The organism is Formosa bonchosmolovskayae (assembly GCF_051016085.1).
Classification (GTDB): Bacteria; Bacteroidota; Bacteroidia; order Flavobacteriales; family Flavobacteriaceae; genus Formosa.
Genome location: NZ_CP174605.1, coordinates 3,679,627 through 3,698,675 on the forward strand (window position 1 = coordinate 3,679,627; position 19,049 = coordinate 3,698,675).

The window sequence follows — 19,049 nt, forward strand, 5'->3', positions numbered from 1 at the left end:
GCCTTTTAAAATCCGTACACGAATAATTTCAAATAATACGGTTTAAGGAAAGAAGTCGTAGTATGAAAGAGCATTACTTTTGCTGTATGTAGCGTTAAAATAAAAGATAACATGAAGTTGTGTAGATAGTATAAAAACTAGATGTCGTAATACTCAAAAATATATTAAAATATTCCTGTAAGGCCGACTTTAAGTCAAATAAAACCGACATAAACTGCTACTGAAAACAGAATAAAAAAAAGCTCAAAACACCATATCGCTGATGTTCTGAGCTTGATATACTAACGGTTTACAATAACGTAAACTGTATCGTGTTCATTAACCGCCAAGTGTCACGTATTTTAGACGATTTTCTCATGGTTATAAGAAACGATGTATCGTGACTAATACACTCCATTACAAAGTCGCCACGCTCTATATCTACATTCGGATCTGGATTAGAGGTGTATCGCACCTCTTTTAGTTCGATATCTTTCCACACCACGCCAAAAGCAGTACCTTTTTTGCTTATTTTTCTGAAATCTTCTAAAGTTTTCATTTTAAATGTGGCAATTACAGCATCTGCTTCTGGGAATTCATAATCAGGTTGTGCCTCTTTAACTATCGGGATTAGATACTTAATGTCGTCTAATGTAGGCAAAGCCTTTAAAGCCTTTTTCTCGTCCTGATTCTTTAGTGCTTTAAATATGGTGCTCACTAATTTTGTATCCTTATAGTCTTCTTGAGTAAACGCCGTGTGGGATACAAGAAAAGTAAACATAAAAATAAGTAAGTGTAAGCGGATGTTCATTATTACAGTATTTATTAATTATTTCATTAGTGCGATCTATAAGGTTGTAGCCTCAAAAGCCATTTGTAAACCTTATAAGTTAGGCGTTGCGTTAGATTTTACACGAATTAATTGCACCTTAATTATTTAGGATACATTTAAATCTATTCCTTTTAATACAAGGTTTCAAATATAAGATATAACGCCTTTATGGGATAATATACTAGCAACGTTTTCATGGAGCCATACAATATTTAGAACATAATAGATGATGAGTACACCCAAATACACACAGCTATAAGTAGAAGAACCACGAACCACCCATCTCAAGTTATTTTTAATATTAGTACAGAACTGCGACTTCAAATTTTGTTACTAGAACGCCTACACGGTTTGTATTATAGTCCAATAAATTTAAATGGTGTAGTATTCACAAAAGCACTCGAAGTCTCTCCCGAATAGGTTTTATTATTAGATAAATCCAATTTTCTCACATGACCTTTATTACTAAAATCCACCTTTTTTAAGTCCACCCAAAATGCATTCGGCGTTAAGGCTGTTTCAAAATAATAGACCAAGTTTTTCTGATCTGCTACGGCTCTCCAACGCGTAGTAGATAAATTAGGGTAACCTTCTATTTCAAATCCGTAAGGCACAGATACGTTTCTTATCACACTAAATACACTGGCAACGGCCACACGTGTATTGTCGGTTTGTGGGATAGCATCTATAAAAAAGGATGCTCTAGCAAAACGGTCTGCCGAAGTTACCGAGCCCGGTAAAAAAGTCTTTCCAGGAATATTTTCCCAGTATTTAGAAATAGCCAATTGCGCTTCGAAAGTCGGATCGTTTGTCATCACATTATATGCAGCGTCATGATGAATTACCAATTTACCTTTAATGTATTCTAAAATCGCGCTATCTCCCGTAGCATCGGAAATTGATAAATGTACAGTCGTAAATTTATCGGTACCAGGTATAAAATCTGAAACTACAGCAAAGGTTTCTTTTTCTAGCGCTTTAACAGCTTCAGAAACGGTAGCAAAATTATCTAAAACATATTGCGCCCATAACGAAATAGCTATACCTTTTTTATCTCCGCTCTTCTCGAATTTTGGATATTCAGACTCTACCAACCATAACATATTGGCAACCAATCCCTTTTCGTTCATCCCATCGGTAGTAGATATATCCCAAGAACTTACGGCTAAACTCCCATATTTAGAGGTCCATTCTAGCGCATTTTTTCCGACTTCACCATTTCGTTTTATACCTCGAGGAAAAATCCATTGATTTGCTGGAATTTCCATAGAAAAATCCATGGTTCGGCCTGTTAGCACGGTATTATTCGGACCTTTATACACGACTCGTGTACAAGCTCTGGATTCGGGTACATACCCAATAACAGTCATTAATAATGCTAGAGTAACGCTAATTATTTTTCTCATAGTAGGTGTGGTTTAGGTTTGGTTTTTTTCAGTTTATTATGCCATTTGCTTTAATTATTATCTGAGTTTTTTATAGGTTTTATGCAGCATAACCAGAACATTAACATATCGTACGTATTTCAAATATAAGATATTATGTGCAGTATCTCTTACAAATTATGTCCGCTAATCGCGCTTATTCAACACAATACTGTCGTTTAATTAATGCAATAAAATATATAATAACACTTCGAAACGACCTGATACAAGACTATTACACTACTACTTGCGTATTCACCTATCGCTTTCTAATCATCTATTATTATATTTCCTTAGAAATAATGTAGGCTGTATATATTAAATACCCCCCAACAGTAGGCCTGCTTCCCACCTATCCAGTTTTTTTCTTTTACCGGTAAACATGGCAATAATTAAAAACGCTGTACCACCCATTAAGATGTATATATCTTGATTAAAATTCGGATTGAAACGTATCGGATTCACAAATGTGCTTACCGATAGTATTAACAGCACATTAAAAATGTTAGAACCAATAACATTACCAATGGCGATATCGCTATTCTTTTTAAACGCCGCAACTACCGAAGTCACAAATTCCGGAAGCGATGTGCCTGCCGCAATTATGGTTAACCCAATTATTTTCTGACTCAACCCTAATTCTGTAGCCACCTCTACACTATGGTCTACTACCAGTTTACCACCAATTATAAGTCCGGACATCCCCACAAGTACCAGTCCCCAAATCTTGAAATTCGATTGCTCTGTATACGGTACCACTTCGGTTTTGTCTTGCTTTAACCGACTAAATACATAGTATATAAACCACAAAAAACCAATTAATAATATAGCGCCATCCACTCGAGAAAGCATGGGCGACCGATTCCCTAAAAAATCGTTAGCCAAAATAAATAACAATAAAGTGACCAGTAGCGAAATCGGAATTTCTTTCCAGGCAGTAGACGATTGCACCGTAATCGGATAAATTAAACCGGCGATACCCAGAATTATAAACAAGTTAAAATTATTACTACCAATAACGTTTCCAAATACAATATCCGAAAGGCCGTTATACGACGCAACCGAATTCACAACCAATTCTGGTGCCGAGGTCCCAAACGCCACTATGGTTAACCCAATAACGAGATCGGAAACGTTGTTTTTTTTCGCTAAAGACGAAGCGCCATCTACCAACCAATTTGCGCCATAAATTAGACTGACAAAGCCCGCAATTATAAATAGTGAAGATATTACCATACTGCATCCAAATAATTAACTTAAACACACCAAAACCAGAGTTGGCACATCTCTATCAAATATAAGATTTCTACTCTAAATAACTAGTATATAACACAATAGAACACTAAATATTTAGCATCACTTAAAGCAACGGTATAATACTCGTGCTGAAACAGTTAGAACATATGTTCTAAAAAAACGTACAATTTCGGTGCTATTTAAAGGGCTATATCAATAACATAAGTAATACAGCTAATCCGTTTTATACCACGCGATTTCAATCATGCCTATAATTTTAGCGCATTATAAAACATGCTCCATAATGCCTCTTTCTATTTGAAGTTGTAAAAAAAAAAGAGCCTTTGTGTTATTAGCACAAAGACTCTTTTTACTTCTGTTTTAAAGATTAAATGGTTTCCACATTTAAAATTTCCAGTTTTCTATCGCCATCTTTAAAAGGCCAATTAATTACATCGCCTACTTGCCTGCCAATAGTAGCCACGGCAACATCGCATAAAATAGACAGTTTTCCTTTTTTATTGTTTGTTTTAGTCGTAGCCACAAACATAAATTCTTTTTCTTTGTTTTCGGTATGATCTTTAATTGTCACACGTCGGTTTACTGTAACCACATCCTCTGGCAAATCTCGTCTAAAGACCTGATTGGCGTGTTTTAATTCTAAAAGCAGAAGTTCTTCTTCTTGTTTGGTTACTTTTTTTCTTCGGATATGATCTTTAATCATATTGTATATTCCGGTTGTTAAGATTACATTTTTGTCTGACATTGTATTTTTTATTGCATTCCCGACTGTAGACTAAGTAGTGTAGACTCAATCATTCAAAATAGTGCGCAACATAACGCGCTTCCAGTGTCGAATGATTCTAGTAGTGTAAAGCAGAAATAAGATTAAAATTTAAGAGTAATTGAGAGTAGCCCTGTTCTGAGTCGTAACAGGGATTAATTTATAAACTCTTTGGAATGTTTTAAAAAAATATCGTCGTGACGGTAATATAACGACAGCGCTATCCTTAACGTTTTTTTTACTGTATATAAAAAATTAACTGCTGTCATTTGTATTATAATTAACGAGTTACGAAGCTAGTCATTATAATTAAGATTAACAATGCTTATGCGAATTAGTATATTAAAGTGTTAATTGTTGTGGGATGAAAAAAGCTTACATTTTCAAGAGGATTGAAATTGTAAGCTTGATGTAATTTTGTTTATTAATTTGATGTTTTTCAGGGTGTACTTTTAATAATCTTTTTGTTCTACGGCCTTGGTTATGAGTAGTTCCGTGGTTTAGCCCTGAACTTAGCAAGTACACACCTAACTGAAAATCTGAGAGGATTTTGAGAAGTAGTCGAGAACAAGCAATTACTTATAGCCATTGCTAGGCACAGTTTTTTTAACTAGTTTTTTTTCGGTAATTTTCAGAATATTCTGACTTTAAAGAATCAATATCTAATTTGTTCATATTAAGGAATTCTTGAATTTTCTCGTCCGTTAGAGATTCAATTTCATACTTGTTAAACTCTTTAAAAAATAACTTAACATTATTTCTCAAAGATTTTAACTTACCTCGTCTCATAATATGCACTTTATGAGTCAAATCTGCGTGATAAGAAAGGTTATTAGTTGGTATAACTAAAATTCTATGAACTGGCGCGTCAGAATATTGACCTTCAAACCACGCACAATGTGTATTCATTTGACCAGCTTCGTGTTTATTGATTTCCGTTCTTTCAATTTTGACTTCACTTTTGCATTCAAAAATGAAATACTGATTCGCAACACCACACCACAAATTGTCTGGACCTTTTTTAAATTCTTTATCAGGTCTTTCACTTAAAAAACCTAACATGTGTCCTAATTCTTTAAATGCAGTTTCAAATTTTTCAGCTGATGTTCCAAATTCTAAATCAGCAAGTACATCCTCAACTGATAACATTAAATCTTCAAAATCTTGATGTTGTTTTACCCATTCCAAAATACGTTTAGTACGATTTTCGTTAATGAATTCTAAACGCTTGTATGTAATACCTTCTTTAGGTTTTAAAAGCTCGTGATTTTTAAGAAAAGCACTTTTTTGTAGTGTGTTAGAATCGGTTTTACTTAAAAGATAGGTATATCTAGCCATAATCTGCATATACCAACCTTTTTCACTTTCATCTGTGCAATGTTTATCAACAATCTCTTGAATTAAATTTCTTGCTTTTTCGTATTCGCCAGTATAATTTAAAACTGCAGCTTTCCTTTCAAGAGTTAAAACGTCATAAATTTTACTTGAAGAATTATTAGCTTGAATTTTATTCATTTCTTCTTTATAAAATTCTTTCCAACCTTCATCCCTTTGAATTGATTGAAGCATTAACGACCTAATTACTTCATAGGGTTCAGTTTTGTCACTAATTTCCTCTGAAGCCATTTTTGCAATTTCCATTCCTATTTCAATTTGCTTTTTTGTTTGAGAGGAAAAATATTTATTTGTTCTTGAACTTTTGATGAACTTAATTAAATCAGCGCCAATTAGAAAGATTAAACAATAGTCTTTTTCTCCTCTGACACTTCTTCCTAATCCCTGTTCAATTTTTTGAGCAATTTTAATGTTTAAAGAATCACTTCCTAAACGATTTGACTCTTCATATCTATCTGCAAGAGAATAAAAATAAGGTCGTCCATCTATAATAAGAATTCTACAGGTTTCATCAGGTAAATCTATCCCATCATATCTATTTGCAAAAACTACTGTTTGTCTAAAATTTCTCTTTTTCAGGTGGTCAACTGCAGCTCCTATTTCTCCCGATTTTGGAACAATAGAATCAAGTTTATTATAGGTTCCTGTTTTTTTGAAAGAAGATACAAGTGAAACAATACCAAATTTCTTTTCACTTGGTTTAGCCATTATATTTACAATTTTATCTCTATCTAAAGTATCATCTATTAAGGAAGGAATAATAAGCATTTTTTCTCCAGACCATAGTTGTTCGGGATTATGTAATGGATTTTGAATAGAATTAGCATTAAACCCAAGACCTTTTATAAAAAAAGAATCATCTTGAGTTGTGGCTGACATTAAGATTCTCTGACTTGCATTATTGAATGAAGAAAACTTCTCAATCGGTATGTGAATTGGTGCTATCTCAATGTTATTACCAGAAACAAATACTTGACAGTTTTTTATGCTATCCTTAATAAAAGGCCAAGAAAATGCGATTTCATTTTCAGTTCTATATTTTGATAAAATTTCCAACGCTTCTTCAGATTTATCTATCCAATTCCAATATGGAATTGGTAAGAAAGAATTATAATCTCCATTCGAAATTTCTAAAAAAGTTCCCTCTCCTTGTTCTGGCAAAGCATCCTTAAACAACATAAACAATTCTGAATATAAATCGTGTTCTCGGGTAATATTTATTGTAAATGTGTTTTTAATAGAATCTATACAGGCGTGTGAATCATCAAGAATGATATTTGAAACAGGAATATAATCGTTACCTAAACCAAAAATTGTTTTTCCATTAAAAAGTTTTTGAACATGTGTTATTAAAATTTTTTCTCCATCGATGAATTCATTTGGTAAAGAGCCATCATCCTCGATTGAACAAAAATTAATTCCAAATTTTCTCGCATCTCTTTTTACTTGGGCTACTAAATATTTGTTTGGACATACGAAAAGACAAGGTCCATTTCCAGAATTTATTTTTGATTGTAAAATTAATAAGCCAATTAGAGTTTTGCCTTCTCCTGTATGTAGCTTAATAATTAAATCTTTTTCATTTAATCTGGAATCAAACCATTCAGTTAGAATCTTAAGTTGTGCAGGTCTTAATGGGCCAGCTACACTTCTCCTATCCAATGAGCTATAAATTTCAATTGGATTAATTTTTTTCTCTATTTCAGGCTTATTAAGTCTTTTTCTAAAATCTACCATTATGTTTATTTAAATTGCACCTAACGTTAGTATATAGCACAAACATTCTACACATCTCAAATATAAACTATCTCTACAAAATCTCTCATATAATTTACTGACACTTATACATCTAATCAACTTTTCATTTTTACTCTCCCATTTCCTCCTCTAATTCACCAACAAATTAACCTCAAAACCTCCAAAACACCACCACCCCCCAAACCCCTTTTCATCACCAAAAAAAAGCCATTATTAGGAGCATCTTGAGATCTCATTCGCGTCTAATTCGGAAAACGGTGCATTTTTAAAATATACACCCGAAGCGCTACTGAACGAGACCCGAGCAAGACTCGAACAAAACCCCTTGCCGACCACAATATCGTTTCACCAGCATTCTACCCCGTTCATAACCGTTCAGTTTGTGTCACCATGTGTCAAAACGATTAGAAACAACCTACAAATTAAAATGCTAAAACGGTGCTATTTTCCTCTAAACAGCTAGAGTAAACGCGGGTTTTCAGGGTAACGAAACACGTTTTTAACACGGATAATCATCAGCGTTTAAAAGGATTCTATTTTGGTCTGTTTTCACACTCAAATACCATCGGTTTTAAACAAAAAAACGAACTTGATTAAAAATGTCAATCTGACATTTACAGCAATGAAAAATTGACATTGGTTATGTAAAAATGACACCGAATTCTGTGTTTTTTAAGACAATTTTTAGAGCTCATTGGCCGTAATGCGTTTTGGTATTTTTTTTGTTTTATAGTAAGCGAAATCAAGAGGGATTTCAAATTTGAAAATATGTTTAATTTAAAATTTTATAGTTATGAGCAATTTAGTAAGTGTTCCTAAAAATGGAAGTTTAGCGAACAGAAATTCAAATCAAAATTTTCCAACCTTATCAACTTGGTTAGACGATGTTTTTAACCGCGATTTACCATCGGTATTTACATCTAATTTTAATACAGGCATCTCGTTGCCTCAAGTAAATATTAAAGAAACGCCTGATGCGTTTGTAGTAGATATGGCTGTTCCTGGTCTTAAAAAATCAGATTTCCATATCGATATAGACAATCAGTTACTATCCATTTCTACAGAAGTTAAGGAGGAAAACGAACACAAAGAAGATAATTATACACGCAGAGAGTTTGGATACTCGTCTTTTAAAAGAACCTTTACGCTTCCAGAAAGTGTAAACGACGAAAAGATAAATGCGACCTATAAAGAAGGTATTTTAAGTGTGCATTTACCTAAAAAAGAAGAGGCTAAACAAAAGCCTGCTAGAAGCATTACCATTTCTTAAGCCATGCGCAATTTTATTATGTAAAGTGTAACGTATAGTTGGAGACCGTGTATGCGGTCTCCGCTATATAATAACAGTTGTTAAACCTTTAAATTTTGAATGTTATGCCAAGAAAATTTAAATCTGGGGATTGGGTTAAAGTTAAAGGGTCACGGACCACCCAAAAAATGCAAGTTTTAAAATATGTCCCTAAAAAAGACGGCTTCCTGGGCAGTATAGATTACGATAATTACTTGGAGTGCGTCTGGTATAAACATGGGGAACGTAAAGTAGAGGTTTTTCACCAAAACAAACTGATTAAAACCATGGAAACGGGTGGTTTATATAACACCTTTTCTAGACCGCGAAAACGAAGTGTAATCTAAAACATACAGATATGAAAGCATATGTTTTATTAGCCATGATGGGCTTACTTAGCGTGAGTTGCAACGGACAAGAACCTGAAACACAAAAACGCGACAACACGGTTGCAGAACAACCTAAGGGCTCTTGGAACGTGAACAAAGAATTCGATGCCGACGGAAATTTAATTAGTTACGACAGTATTTACTCTTGGTCGTCGCACGATACATTAGATAACCTTTCGGAGGTAGATCGGGATAGTTTGCTCCATCAGTTTAAATCTAGATTCTTTACAAACTTTTCGGACTTTGAAAACGAAGGGTTTGAGGATGTGTTTACCAAAGATTCGATTTTTAGTAAGCATTACTTTAATGACGATTTTTTTGGTAGTGATTTTGGAAACGACTTTATGGACATCGACAAGATTAGACAACATATGTTGGCGAGACAAAGGGCGTTTTTAGAGAAATATAATGATGCGATTATTAAACCAGAGGACGAAGACTAAAAGTTTTCGTCTTTTTTGTTTTAGGCGTTTGGTTTGTTGTTTGTTAGTGGTTTTTGGCTTTTGGTTAGCACTTTGATAAGATTCTAGAATAAGTAATGTTCATTTTTTCCATCGATGAAAAAACGAATCCACCCTTCGACTCCGCTCAGGACAAGAATAATCTAGGCTGACGAAACCTTATCCTTCGATAGGCTGAGTAATTCGGGATTATCGTGTTTCTATACTTGTTAAACTAAAGTTTTATTTTAAAGACCACCCTTTATTAACCACAGTATTTCTCCCTCAAATCTTTAGCTTCTTCGTATGTTTTATAGCCGTGTAATAACAGGCCTTCTGTACAATTAATTCGTTTACTAACTATTTGACTGATGACATAAGACTTATATTTTTCAGAGTTTCTAAATCTATCTGGAATAAGTTTAATGGCTTTTTTGGAATCTAGATTTTCTAATTTTCCATTAGTTATAATGGAGTATAAAACGTCTTCCAACTTGTTCTTGTGCCCCTCGTCTTCTAACTTAAAGTAGAATTTTATAGCGTCGTATTTCGTTTTAATCTGTATTTCGTTATTAACGCCGAGACTTTTATGTTCTGTTGGAGTTCTATATGATAAATTAATTCTCTGATTATAGTATGCATTTATCACGATGTTGAGTTCTTCAATATCTGATAAGAGAATTTCTTTTTTATAATTCAAGGTGATCGATTCGTCACCGATGTTCAAATATTCTTTATTCGAAACATCAATATTTTCGTAATCAAAAAACTGAAATACATAAGAGAACCCAATAGGTATAAATCCCACAATAAAAAACAAAAAAATCAATGTCCATAACTGATTTGTTGGAGCTATATTATTATCGATTAAGAATATTAAGAATCCTACGCCAGTAATAATCAAACCAATCGTCATAGATTTGTTCGTTATTGAGGATCTTTTTTTTATACTTTTATGGCTTGTGGCTGAAAATTCCAATTTTATTAATGAGGCTAACTCCTGACTTCATCTAAATACGTGTTAATTAGAAATAGATAAGGAGATATTGTTATTTAATATTCTAAAGATATTCATTTCTAAAACAATAAAAACACACTTGTCTTTAAAACATAAAAAAAGCATACAACATCAATACCTTGACGTTGTATGCTTAAATCTAAAGCTTTTGAAGACAGACAGCTATACTTCCCTTCTATCTGTAATCTATTTTGTTTTGCTTTTTAGTTTTTGCTCTATAATTAACCACGCATAATTAAGAAATACCGACCACGCACTTAAATTCGGGTTAGGTTGTTTCCCTTGTCCGAGGCGCTTTATTTGTGTTTCGTACCAGATAATATTCATAGACCCATCGATGCCTTTTACACCTGTCTTTTTAATGTCTGTGTTGAAATTAGGTCGACTGTTGTTAATGATTTCATTTCCCATGTTTGGGAATATAGCAAACGGACGCGCCACACCAATAATATCTAATTGATTAGACGCCACAGCATCTTGCATTACCGACGTTGTACGGAATCCTCCTGTTAGCATTAAAGGCGTTGTGGTAACCTGTCTAACCTTTTCGATGTAATCCATAAAGTAAGCTTCCCGTTTTATGGTACTATCTTTTTGTTTTCCCATCATCGCTGGTGCTTCGTAAGTTCCACCTGAAATTTCAATCAGGTCCATGCCTGCTGCCGACAAGATTTTAACCACTTCCATAGATTCTTCTTCCGTAAAACCTCCTTTCTGAAAGTCCGCGGAATTTAATTTAATCCCAATAGGAAAATCCTTTCCAACACGTGCTCTTATGGCGTTATACACCTCAACAACAAATCGAGCTCTATTCTCCAAACTTCCGCCCCATTTATCGGTTCTTATATTGGCTTGAGGCGATAAAAACTGACTCACCAAATAGCCATGTGCACCATGAATCTGAACTCCCGAAAACCCAGCGTCTTTTAAAATAGCAGAGGTATTGGCAAAGCCTTCAATAATGTCTAGAATTTCTTTTTCGGTTAACGCTTCAGGTATTTTTTTAGTGGCATCTTTTCTACCTCTCGTTTTTAAAGCGACTGCAGAAGGTGCTTTTAACACCCCATTAATTTGCTCCATAGCTTGACGCCCAGGATGATTTAATTGCGCCCACAATTGTGTTTTAGTCCCTTTTACACTTTCTGCCCACTGTTTAAGCAAATCCATGTTTTTACGATCTTGAACAACCACATTTCGAGGTTCTCCAACGGCATTAGGATCAATCATAATGTTACCGGTAATTAGCAATCCAGCGCCACCTTGAGCCCATACTTTATAAGCATCTATAAGAACCGCAGTGGGCTCCTGATGTTTGTTCGATAAGTTTTCACTCATTGCAGATTTAGCAATCCTATTGCTTAGGACAGCCCCATTTGGCAAAATCATCTCTTGATCTAATATATTCATGGACGTGATTGTTAATTGTAGTATTTACATTGAATATTCAAAGGTAAATCTAATTCAACCATAGCTTGCATCTCCTGCTCTTATTTATGAAAAGTATATGATTTAAACCGACCATTACACGCTGTAAAACATAGCCCGTTGAATAGCAACACTTACAATTTCAACTTCTCTGATGCCATTCTTGTCCCTTCTACACGTGCGGTGATTTTAGCGAAAGCGGTATCTCTACTAGTGGCTAAATCGTCGCTAAAAGGTGAGAATCCACAATCGTCTGTCGTTCCTAATTGGTTTACAGGAATATATTCTGCAGCCGTCATAATACGCTCATAAACCTGTTCTGGCGTTTCGATTTCTGCATTTATCACATCTATAACTCCCACATAAACCCGTTGATTCGGACGAATGTTTTCACCTATATGTTTTAAGGCTTTTGCTGGGTTTTGCTCGTTGGCCATTTGCATATAAAAGTTCCCCGAGTTTAAAGTTAAAAACAGTGGAATCAGTTCGGTGTAATCGACATCGGCACTATGGGTACTATCGTGATCGCCGCCAGGACACGTATGAAATCCGATTCGCTGACGCTCTTCGGCAGTAAAGCGGGTTAATACCTGATTGTTTAAATCGATGAACTGTTTTAAAAGGGCTTTAGAGGGATCTAATTTAATAGCCAGACGTGCTTCGGTAAAATCGACTTGCACATGAAGAGCACCATTATCGAAACAACTTCTAATATCGGCTGCCGATTGATTGACAAGGTCTGTGATAAATTGTTCTTGCGAATAGTTAGCAATCCCGTCTTGCGGATACAATAAACTCATAGCTGAAGCCGAAATCACCGCTTGTTTTAAAGGGCGTGTAGCAAACTTTTTTGCTCTTGGCAAATAACTCCCAGCATATGTTGAATAGTGAAACGGACCAGAAGTTATTCGGGGTAATTGACGGGCATGTCCATCTTCAAATGGAATTGAAATCCCATCTGAAGCTAAATTGGTAAGCCCATCTAACGGATACGTTACAAAACTGGTTTTGGTTTGTTCGCCATCAGAAACTATAGGCGATCCGGTTTGTTCCATACGGCTTATGGTATCCTTAACCACAGCATCGAAGTGCTTATTCATTTCGGTTTCAGATAAATTACCTTGAGAAAAGGCAGTCATAGCCTCTTGTAATGCTTTAGGACGTGGTACGCTTCCTACGGATTCCGTTGGTATTAAATTCATATGTAAAAGGTTTTTTATTTTAGTTTTAATTGATAGAACTGTTGTATGCTGTAAATTCAGGCATAATTTAAGTATTTAATTAGTAAGCACAATACTATTGCTAAAATTCCAGAACACATCACTAAGTTAACCGCATTATAAGAGCTTATATTATCGCAATACAAAGCTGTGGGCTTACCCGAATCACTCTTAGAAATAAAAACACAAAGAATTAAATGAACTAGAAAATTACAATCCACCGTGCCTAAAGCCTATCCGTTTTTATTTGAAGTAGACATCTATTGGATGTCGTCCTACAAACGACATACTTTGGAAAAAAGAATCGTTATAGACTTTTCTTGCCAAAGTATGTTTTACGTATACTTACAATTGCTTAGCAAATTCAGTGGGTAATGCAGTAACCGACCTGATTTTAATGTCTTTATAATAGATTTCTGCGCCTTCACTCTGCAATTGGATTTTCCCTTTGGTTAATGGTTTAGCAACATCGTTCTCATTGTAAGTCACCGAGTTTTCCATGACCAATACTACTTTTCCATTAACAATATGATAGGCTTTATCGCCCAAGCACACCAAATCAATCTGATTCCACCCTTCTAATTTTCCGTAGTTTTCACTTTTTCTACAACGTCCGTCTTCACCAGTTTTAAACTGCTTATAATCGCTATCTGGATTGTAGATAAAAATATCCCAATCTGAGTTTGGATTTTCTTTCTTTATCGCTCTTATATCGGCTCCAGTACCGGCTATGGTATAATAATCGCCACAATCTTCTTCTTGAATCTGAAATTCTTGAGACTGCATCCAACAGTTCCAAAACGCACCTTCTTCGCCAATAGCATGATACAACACACCGCTATCCATAGGCTTGTCTAAACGCGGTTCGTATTTTTTATCACCCCACTTAAACATCAAACTTAAATGGTAGTTTTCGTATTCTTTTTTTGTGGTCACCGCACCGTATATTTCTCCCGAAACTTTCAGCACCGGTTCACCATCCAGTTCTACTGTGGTAAACACGTTTAACGGATCGTTGTTTAATCCTAAGGGCGTGCCTTCGTCCATACCATTCCCTTTTTCGTACCCTTCAATAGCTACGGTGTGATGCGGAGCACCAACAAACGCGTCCCACTTACTCAGTTCTAAATCTAAAAGGGGTTCCCAAGTGTCGGCTTTGGGCGGATTGGAATTCCAAGAGGTCAGAGTTATACAAAGTAAAATTACGGCAGTAGCCAAAAGGGTTGGTTTTAAAATAGTTTTCATAGATAGATGTTTGTAATGATGTTTGTATTATGGTTTTCGGTTGATGAGTTTCACAATGAAGACATTGTCTACGCCTTTAAATTTAGGGTTTACAACCAACCAACTTTTAAAGTCGACTTGATACGGCTCGGTATAAATTCCGGTAAGCGGATTAAACCATTGAATTTCTAACTTCTCGGCTTTTGGCAATCCTTTTACAGCAAGCGCACTGTTGGCTTTTGGCATGTAGTATACAAATTCGCCATCTTCAGTATTTGCTAAACAATAGCCACTAGAATTGTAGCGACTGGTAGGTTGTAGTTTTTCAAAGTTAACTTTGTCTAGAAACGCTTGAAAGTGTTTGTAATATTCAAATTTAGGTTGCACGGTGACCTCCTCGGCAAACGGATCGTAAATAACCACATTCCACGCCATCCCTTGCCAATAATAACTGGTATACGTACCCGCAAAAGCACATTGATAATTGCGCTCTACGCCAGAAATGGGATGGCTGTAATTACTGTCTAGAAAAATGTCGTACTGACAGGCTTCATACGCCCCATTTTCAAGATTTATAATGGGTTTATTGGGGTATTCTGCTTTTAAATTCAGCATTTTACTATAAATATCGGAATGCCAGAATTGCGCAGAAATAATATCGACTTTCTCCGGATTCGCCTCGCAATACTCGAAATCGTGAACCGTAACTAAACGGTCATAGGCGTCTAATGCTTTTAGTCGCTCTATACGCTCGGTAATGTAATTGGGGTCGTCGTAACCATAACGCAGGGCTTCTTTAGAGATATCCCAAACCACATTACTTTTTGCCTGATAACGTTTTACTACATAGTCGAAATACATATTGTCGGCCTCCGAATTTGCTTCCGGCCAGTTCACCATTTTATTCCACACATAAATCATAATATGTGCAGAAATGCCATGGTCTTCAAGTAAATCAATCACACGATCATAATGCTTAAAGAACTCCACATTTAAGGCCGAGTAATCTGGGTTTTCGTTATCGCCTAGAAAAGGAAAAATCTCTTTTTTAGACCCGAAGTCCCATTTAGGATCAATGTTCTCGCTCTGTGTCCAATCTAAATCGTAAGCGTAAACATTCATTATAATTTGATTGTATCCATTGGCAGAAATCGCTTCCACTAAGGTCTTTGTCTTGGTTAGATTGGGGTTACCATAATCTAGAGCGAACAACCAATCGACCTCGTTCGCCACCAAATTATAAGGTGAACCGTCTTCATATACAAGTTTCTGCGGATCTGTTTTACTCACGGTAATACCACCGTGAACGTCTGCATGTGCAGGAGACACTTCGATTATATGTGTAACACCATTTAGCTTTTTGATTGACGACGTACTTACGGACGTCCACGTCCCCTCTTGATTCGGATTGAAACGCACTACCCATGTGTTATTATCATTGTAAAAACCCGGCACGGTTAGTTGTGAGCCATCGGGTGCTTGAAATGTAGCTGATAAATCGACTTGAAAAGGTTTAGCAATATGGTCTCTTGTGGTAAACGTGATATCGACCGTTTCCCATTTATGACCTTGAATTGTTTTTTGGGCATGAGATTGGCACGCTATGGTGAGCAATACGCATGCGAATAGTAAGAATTTCTTCATGTGTTATAGTTAGTTTTGCATGCATTAGGGTGCTGTTTTTAGAATAGAACGCAGGTTCGTATTCAAGGTTTTTAGAAGCAAGTTATGCACCTCTAAATATATTGATTTTATAGACCTTAGAGAAATGAAAATATAAAAAAAGCGTTTGCTTTTTTAAGAGAGTAGGAAATGTAATATTAGGGTTTCGTCAATCTGGAGGCGATTCAGGGTCTTATAACCATTACTCATCACCATGATGAGATTCGAAAATAATTAATGTTCATTTTTTCCATTGATGAAAAAACGAACCCACCCTTCGACTCCGCTCTGGACAAGAATAATCTAGGCTGACGAAACCTTATCTAAATCTATTGTTTGACACCTAAATTTCAGGAACTCGCAATAAAAATTATAGATAATAAAAAATATGTCGTGCTCAAACAGCCTGAAATTTTACGGTGACTTCACTTCAGATTTTACGATAAACTTTCGATAGGCCAGGGAATTCACGATTTATAAAAAACCATCATAGTGTATTATTAAAATAAATTACATTCTGATTGGAGTGTCGTCAACCTGAACTGGATTCAGGTTCTCATGAAGGCTGGCTATTAATATGAAGAGATTCCAGTATAAATGATGTTCATTTTTTCCATCGATGAAAAAACGAACCAATCCTTCGACTGCCCTCAGGACAAGAATAATCTAGGCTGACGAAACCTTATCTAAATCTATCGTTCGACACCTAAATTTCAGAAACTCGCGAATTAATTCATATATAATAACGACATACGTTTCGCTCAAACAGCCTGAAATTTTACGGTGTCTTCACTTCAGATTTTACGATAAACTTTCGATAGGCCGGGGAATTCACGATTTTTGAAAAGCGTAATGAGATTCTGAAATGAATTTAGAATGACGGACTCTAATACTTCACAAATAGCCTGAAATTTTACGGTAGCTTCACTTCAGATTTCACGATAAACTTTCGATAGGCCGGGAAAGGGCGTTTTTAGTGAACAACAATAATGTTATTATTAAACCTAGATGGAATGTTTAGGGTCTCGTCAACCCGAACTTGATTCAGGTTCTCATAAAGGCTGGCTATTACCATGAAGAGATTCTGAAATAAGTAATGCTCATTTTTTTCATTGATGAAAAAACGAACCCACCCTTCGACTCCGCTCAAGACAAGAATAATCTAGGCTGACGAAACCTTATCTAAATCTATCGTTTGACACCTAAATTTCAGGAACTCGCGAATTAATTCAATTGTAATGACGACATACGTTTCGCTCAAAAAGCCTGAAATTTTACGGTGTCTTCACTTCAGATTTTACGATAAACTTTCGATAGGCCAGGGAAATGACGTTTTTAGTGAACAACAATGTTGTTATTTTTAAACCTAGATGGAATATTTAAGGTATCGTCAACCTGAACTGGATTCAGGTTCTCATAAGAGTTGGATTTTAGCGTAATGAGATTCTGAAATACATTCAAAACATAAAAATTACAAATACGAAAAACTGTTAACAGTGCTGTTTTTATACACTAGCCTTAGCCAATTCCACCACTTTCTTGGCTAAAATTAAAGTCGGATCAAGTAAGGCGATCTCACGATCGAATTGGGTTACTGTTTGGGTTTGTGGGAACATGAGAGGTAATTCTGTGCATCCTAGAATAATAACCTCAGCTTTATTTTCGATAAGGTGCGACACGCCTTTAAGAATTTCAGTTTTACAATGGCCGTCGTTATAGCCCGCCTTTACGCCTAATGCACCATAAATACTGTCCATAACATAATCCTGATGTGTAACATCTGGAACCACTACTTGAAGTCCGTAATGCGTTAAAACGTTATAATATACCTGACTCTGTATGGTGCCACTCGTGGCTAAGAGTCCGACGTTTGTGCCCGCTCCAAAATGTTCTAAAATATATTCGGCGGTGGTTGTAATCATATTAACAATAGGCACATTAAGGTGTTCTTGTATTTCTTTTACAAAAGCATGTGCGGTATTACACGGTATGGCTATAGCATGAGAACCTGCGACTTCTAACTTTTTACAGGTTGAGAATAACGCCAAAGTGGGATCGGTCTCATTCTGAATTAAATTGGCGGTTCTATCGGGAATTTGTGGATTTTGCTCCACAATCATTTTAATGTGGTCTTGGTCCTTTTTAGCCGGTGTACTTTGAATGATTTTATTCATAAAATCGACTGTTGCCGATGGGCCGACACCACCAACAATACCCAATTTAAACGGTTTTAGTTGTGGCACGTTATCTTTGGCTAATGCATAATCGGCGTACACCGCGTTTACATCTATAATAGAAACGCCTCGCGCTCTAAGCGGATTGACTAATAGCGAGATTTCGGTAATACAAGGTAAAATCACCTCGCAATCTTTGGCTTTGAGTTCCACACAGGCGTCGTACACATACTCTAATGGCAAACCGTCTAAATAGCCGTTTTTTATACCCGATTCGCCATAAATGGCATCCATTAACTGACTCTGGTTTTCGGGATAAACCAATTCGTAGTCTTTAAAATAGGTTTTTAATAAAGGGGATTCTTTTACAAAACTAGACGTCAGTACCCCAATTTTAGTGCCTTTCTCATGTTTTAAACTCAGATAATTGGAGATGGCATCAAAAATATTAACAATAGTAATAGACGTTTCCTTTTGCAATTCTTCGATAAACGAATGACTCGCAAAACACGGCATCAGGATTTTAGACACGGCTTTTTGTTCGAAATTCTGACATAAATTAAAGGTGTAAAACTTCCTAGACTTGATATCTTGCTCGGTAAACAAAGCAGAAGTGATTTGACTATACGGTTGCTGTTCGAACATAAAGTGATAGTGTTCCTGATTTTTTAATGCGGTTTTATTTTTCAACAGTTTAAAAAATAAATCTGCTCCAGACAATGCCCCTAAGCCACCAATTACTGCTATTTTTTCCATGCGATTTTAAATCATTTATATCGTATTCACGGCGTTGTACTACCA

14 protein-coding genes are annotated in these 19,049 nt (G+C 35.6%); 3 read left to right on the forward strand and 11 right to left on the reverse strand.

What is annotated here, in order from left to right; all coding sequences use genetic code 11:
* Nucleotides 1-289: 289 nt before the first annotated feature.
* From ACKC83_RS15865 to ACKC83_RS15885, 5 genes are all read right to left on the reverse strand, one after another.
* Entirely contained in the window at nucleotides 290-760 is a 471-nt protein-coding gene (locus tag ACKC83_RS15865; protein ID WP_434036281.1) for a hypothetical protein, read from the reverse strand.
* Nucleotides 761-1,167: 407 nt separating this feature from the next.
* The gene (locus tag ACKC83_RS15870) at nucleotides 1,168-2,217 is read right to left on the reverse strand and encodes a linear amide C-N hydrolase (RefSeq protein WP_434036282.1); all 1,050 of its coding nucleotides are present in this window, start codon (nucleotides 2,215-2,217) and stop codon (nucleotides 1,168-1,170) included.
* 336 nt (nucleotides 2,218-2,553) lie between these two features.
* Nucleotides 2,554-3,471: a calcium/sodium antiporter gene (locus ACKC83_RS15875; RefSeq protein ID WP_434036283.1), complete on the reverse strand. Its 918-nt coding sequence runs from the start codon at nucleotides 3,469-3,471 to the stop codon at nucleotides 2,554-2,556.
* A gap of 388 nt (nucleotides 3,472-3,859) precedes the next feature.
* Nucleotides 3,860-4,237, reverse strand: coding sequence for a GreA/GreB family elongation factor (locus tag ACKC83_RS15880; protein ID WP_414034851.1), 378 nt, complete (start codon nucleotides 4,235-4,237; stop codon nucleotides 3,860-3,862).
* A gap of 624 nt (nucleotides 4,238-4,861) precedes the next feature.
* A complete protein-coding gene (locus tag ACKC83_RS15885) occupies nucleotides 4,862-7,387 on the reverse strand; it encodes a DEAD/DEAH box helicase family protein (RefSeq protein ID WP_434036284.1) in 2,526 nt (841 codons plus the stop codon).
* 814 nt (nucleotides 7,388-8,201) lie between these two features.
* On the opposite strand from ACKC83_RS15885, the gene ACKC83_RS15890 reads away from it, so the two are divergent.
* The 3 genes from ACKC83_RS15890 to ACKC83_RS15900 all read left to right on the forward strand — a co-directional run bounded on the left by ACKC83_RS15890 (nucleotide 8,202) and on the right by ACKC83_RS15900 (nucleotide 9,528).
* Nucleotides 8,202-8,678, forward strand: a complete 477-nt coding sequence (locus ACKC83_RS15890) for an Hsp20/alpha crystallin family protein (protein WP_414034855.1) — start codon at nucleotides 8,202-8,204, stop codon at nucleotides 8,676-8,678.
* A gap of 104 nt (nucleotides 8,679-8,782) precedes the next feature.
* Nucleotides 8,783-9,043 carry a hypothetical protein gene (locus ACKC83_RS15895; protein WP_434036285.1) on the forward strand — a complete coding sequence of 87 codons (261 nt, stop codon included), beginning with the start codon at nucleotides 8,783-8,785 and terminating at the stop codon, nucleotides 9,041-9,043.
* Between the two features lie 11 nt (nucleotides 9,044-9,054).
* A complete protein-coding gene (locus tag ACKC83_RS15900) occupies nucleotides 9,055-9,528 on the forward strand; it encodes a hypothetical protein (protein ID WP_434036286.1) in 474 nt (157 codons plus the stop codon).
* A gap of 262 nt (nucleotides 9,529-9,790) precedes the next feature.
* On the opposite strand, the gene ACKC83_RS15905 is transcribed toward ACKC83_RS15900, so the two are convergent.
* The 6 genes from ACKC83_RS15905 to ACKC83_RS15930 form a co-directional block, all read right to left on the reverse strand.
* Complete coding sequence (locus ACKC83_RS15905) at nucleotides 9,791-10,441, reverse strand: hypothetical protein (protein WP_414034858.1); 651 nt, start codon at nucleotides 10,439-10,441, stop codon at nucleotides 9,791-9,793.
* A gap of 288 nt (nucleotides 10,442-10,729) precedes the next feature.
* The gene (locus ACKC83_RS15910; protein WP_434036287.1) at nucleotides 10,730-11,950 is read right to left on the reverse strand and encodes an NADH:flavin oxidoreductase/NADH oxidase family protein; all 1,221 of its coding nucleotides are present in this window, start codon (nucleotides 11,948-11,950) and stop codon (nucleotides 10,730-10,732) included.
* A 152-nt stretch (nucleotides 11,951-12,102) separates the two neighbouring features.
* Nucleotides 12,103-13,170 carry a hypothetical protein gene (locus ACKC83_RS15915; RefSeq protein WP_434036288.1) on the reverse strand — a complete coding sequence of 356 codons (1,068 nt, stop codon included), beginning with the start codon at nucleotides 13,168-13,170 and terminating at the stop codon, nucleotides 12,103-12,105.
* 363 nt (nucleotides 13,171-13,533) lie between these two features.
* On the reverse strand, nucleotides 13,534-14,433 hold the full coding sequence (locus ACKC83_RS15920; protein ID WP_434036289.1) for a 3-keto-disaccharide hydrolase: 900 nt from the start codon (nucleotides 14,431-14,433) through the stop codon (nucleotides 13,534-13,536).
* Between the two features lie 27 nt (nucleotides 14,434-14,460).
* Nucleotides 14,461-16,056, reverse strand: a complete 1,596-nt coding sequence (locus tag ACKC83_RS15925; protein WP_434036290.1) for a DUF4038 domain-containing protein — start codon at nucleotides 16,054-16,056, stop codon at nucleotides 14,461-14,463.
* A 1,523-nt stretch (nucleotides 16,057-17,579) separates the two neighbouring features.
* Entirely contained in the window at nucleotides 17,580-19,004 is a 1,425-nt protein-coding gene (locus ACKC83_RS15930; RefSeq protein ID WP_434036291.1) for an amino acid racemase, read from the reverse strand.
* Nucleotides 19,005-19,049: the final 45 nt, after the last annotated feature.

Bases quoted from the DNA above. Each gene is read 5' to 3' on its own strand.
- ACKC83_RS15865 (WP_434036281.1), bottom strand. From the start codon at position 760: ATGTTTACTTTTCTTGTATCCCACACGGCGTTTACTCAAGAAGACTAT.
- ACKC83_RS15870 (WP_434036282.1), bottom strand. From the start codon at position 2,217: ATGAGAAAAATAATTAGCGTTACTCTAGCATTATTAATGACTGTTATT.
- ACKC83_RS15875 (WP_434036283.1), bottom strand. From the start codon at position 3,471: ATGGTAATATCTTCACTATTTATAATTGCGGGCTTTGTCAGTCTAATT.
- ACKC83_RS15880 (WP_414034851.1), bottom strand. From the start codon at position 4,237: ATGTCAGACAAAAATGTAATCTTAACAACCGGAATATACAATATGATT.
- ACKC83_RS15885 (WP_434036284.1), bottom strand. From the start codon at position 7,387: ATGGTAGATTTTAGAAAAAGACTTAATAAGCCTGAAATAGAGAAAAAA.
- ACKC83_RS15890 (WP_414034855.1), top strand. From the start codon at position 8,202: ATGAGCAATTTAGTAAGTGTTCCTAAAAATGGAAGTTTAGCGAACAGA.
- ACKC83_RS15895 (WP_434036285.1), top strand. From the start codon at position 8,783: ATGCCAAGAAAATTTAAATCTGGGGATTGGGTTAAAGTTAAAGGGTCA.
- ACKC83_RS15900 (WP_434036286.1), top strand. From the start codon at position 9,055: ATGAAAGCATATGTTTTATTAGCCATGATGGGCTTACTTAGCGTGAGT.
- ACKC83_RS15905 (WP_414034858.1), bottom strand. From the start codon at position 10,441: ATGACGATTGGTTTGATTATTACTGGCGTAGGATTCTTAATATTCTTA.
- ACKC83_RS15910 (WP_434036287.1), bottom strand. From the start codon at position 11,950: ATGAATATATTAGATCAAGAGATGATTTTGCCAAATGGGGCTGTCCTA.
- ACKC83_RS15915 (WP_434036288.1), bottom strand. From the start codon at position 13,170: ATGAATTTAATACCAACGGAATCCGTAGGAAGCGTACCACGTCCTAAA.
- ACKC83_RS15920 (WP_434036289.1), bottom strand. From the start codon at position 14,433: ATGAAAACTATTTTAAAACCAACCCTTTTGGCTACTGCCGTAATTTTA.
- ACKC83_RS15925 (WP_434036290.1), bottom strand. From the start codon at position 16,056: ATGAAGAAATTCTTACTATTCGCATGCGTATTGCTCACCATAGCGTGC.
- ACKC83_RS15930 (WP_434036291.1), bottom strand. From the start codon at position 19,004: ATGGAAAAAATAGCAGTAATTGGTGGCTTAGGGGCATTGTCTGGAGCA.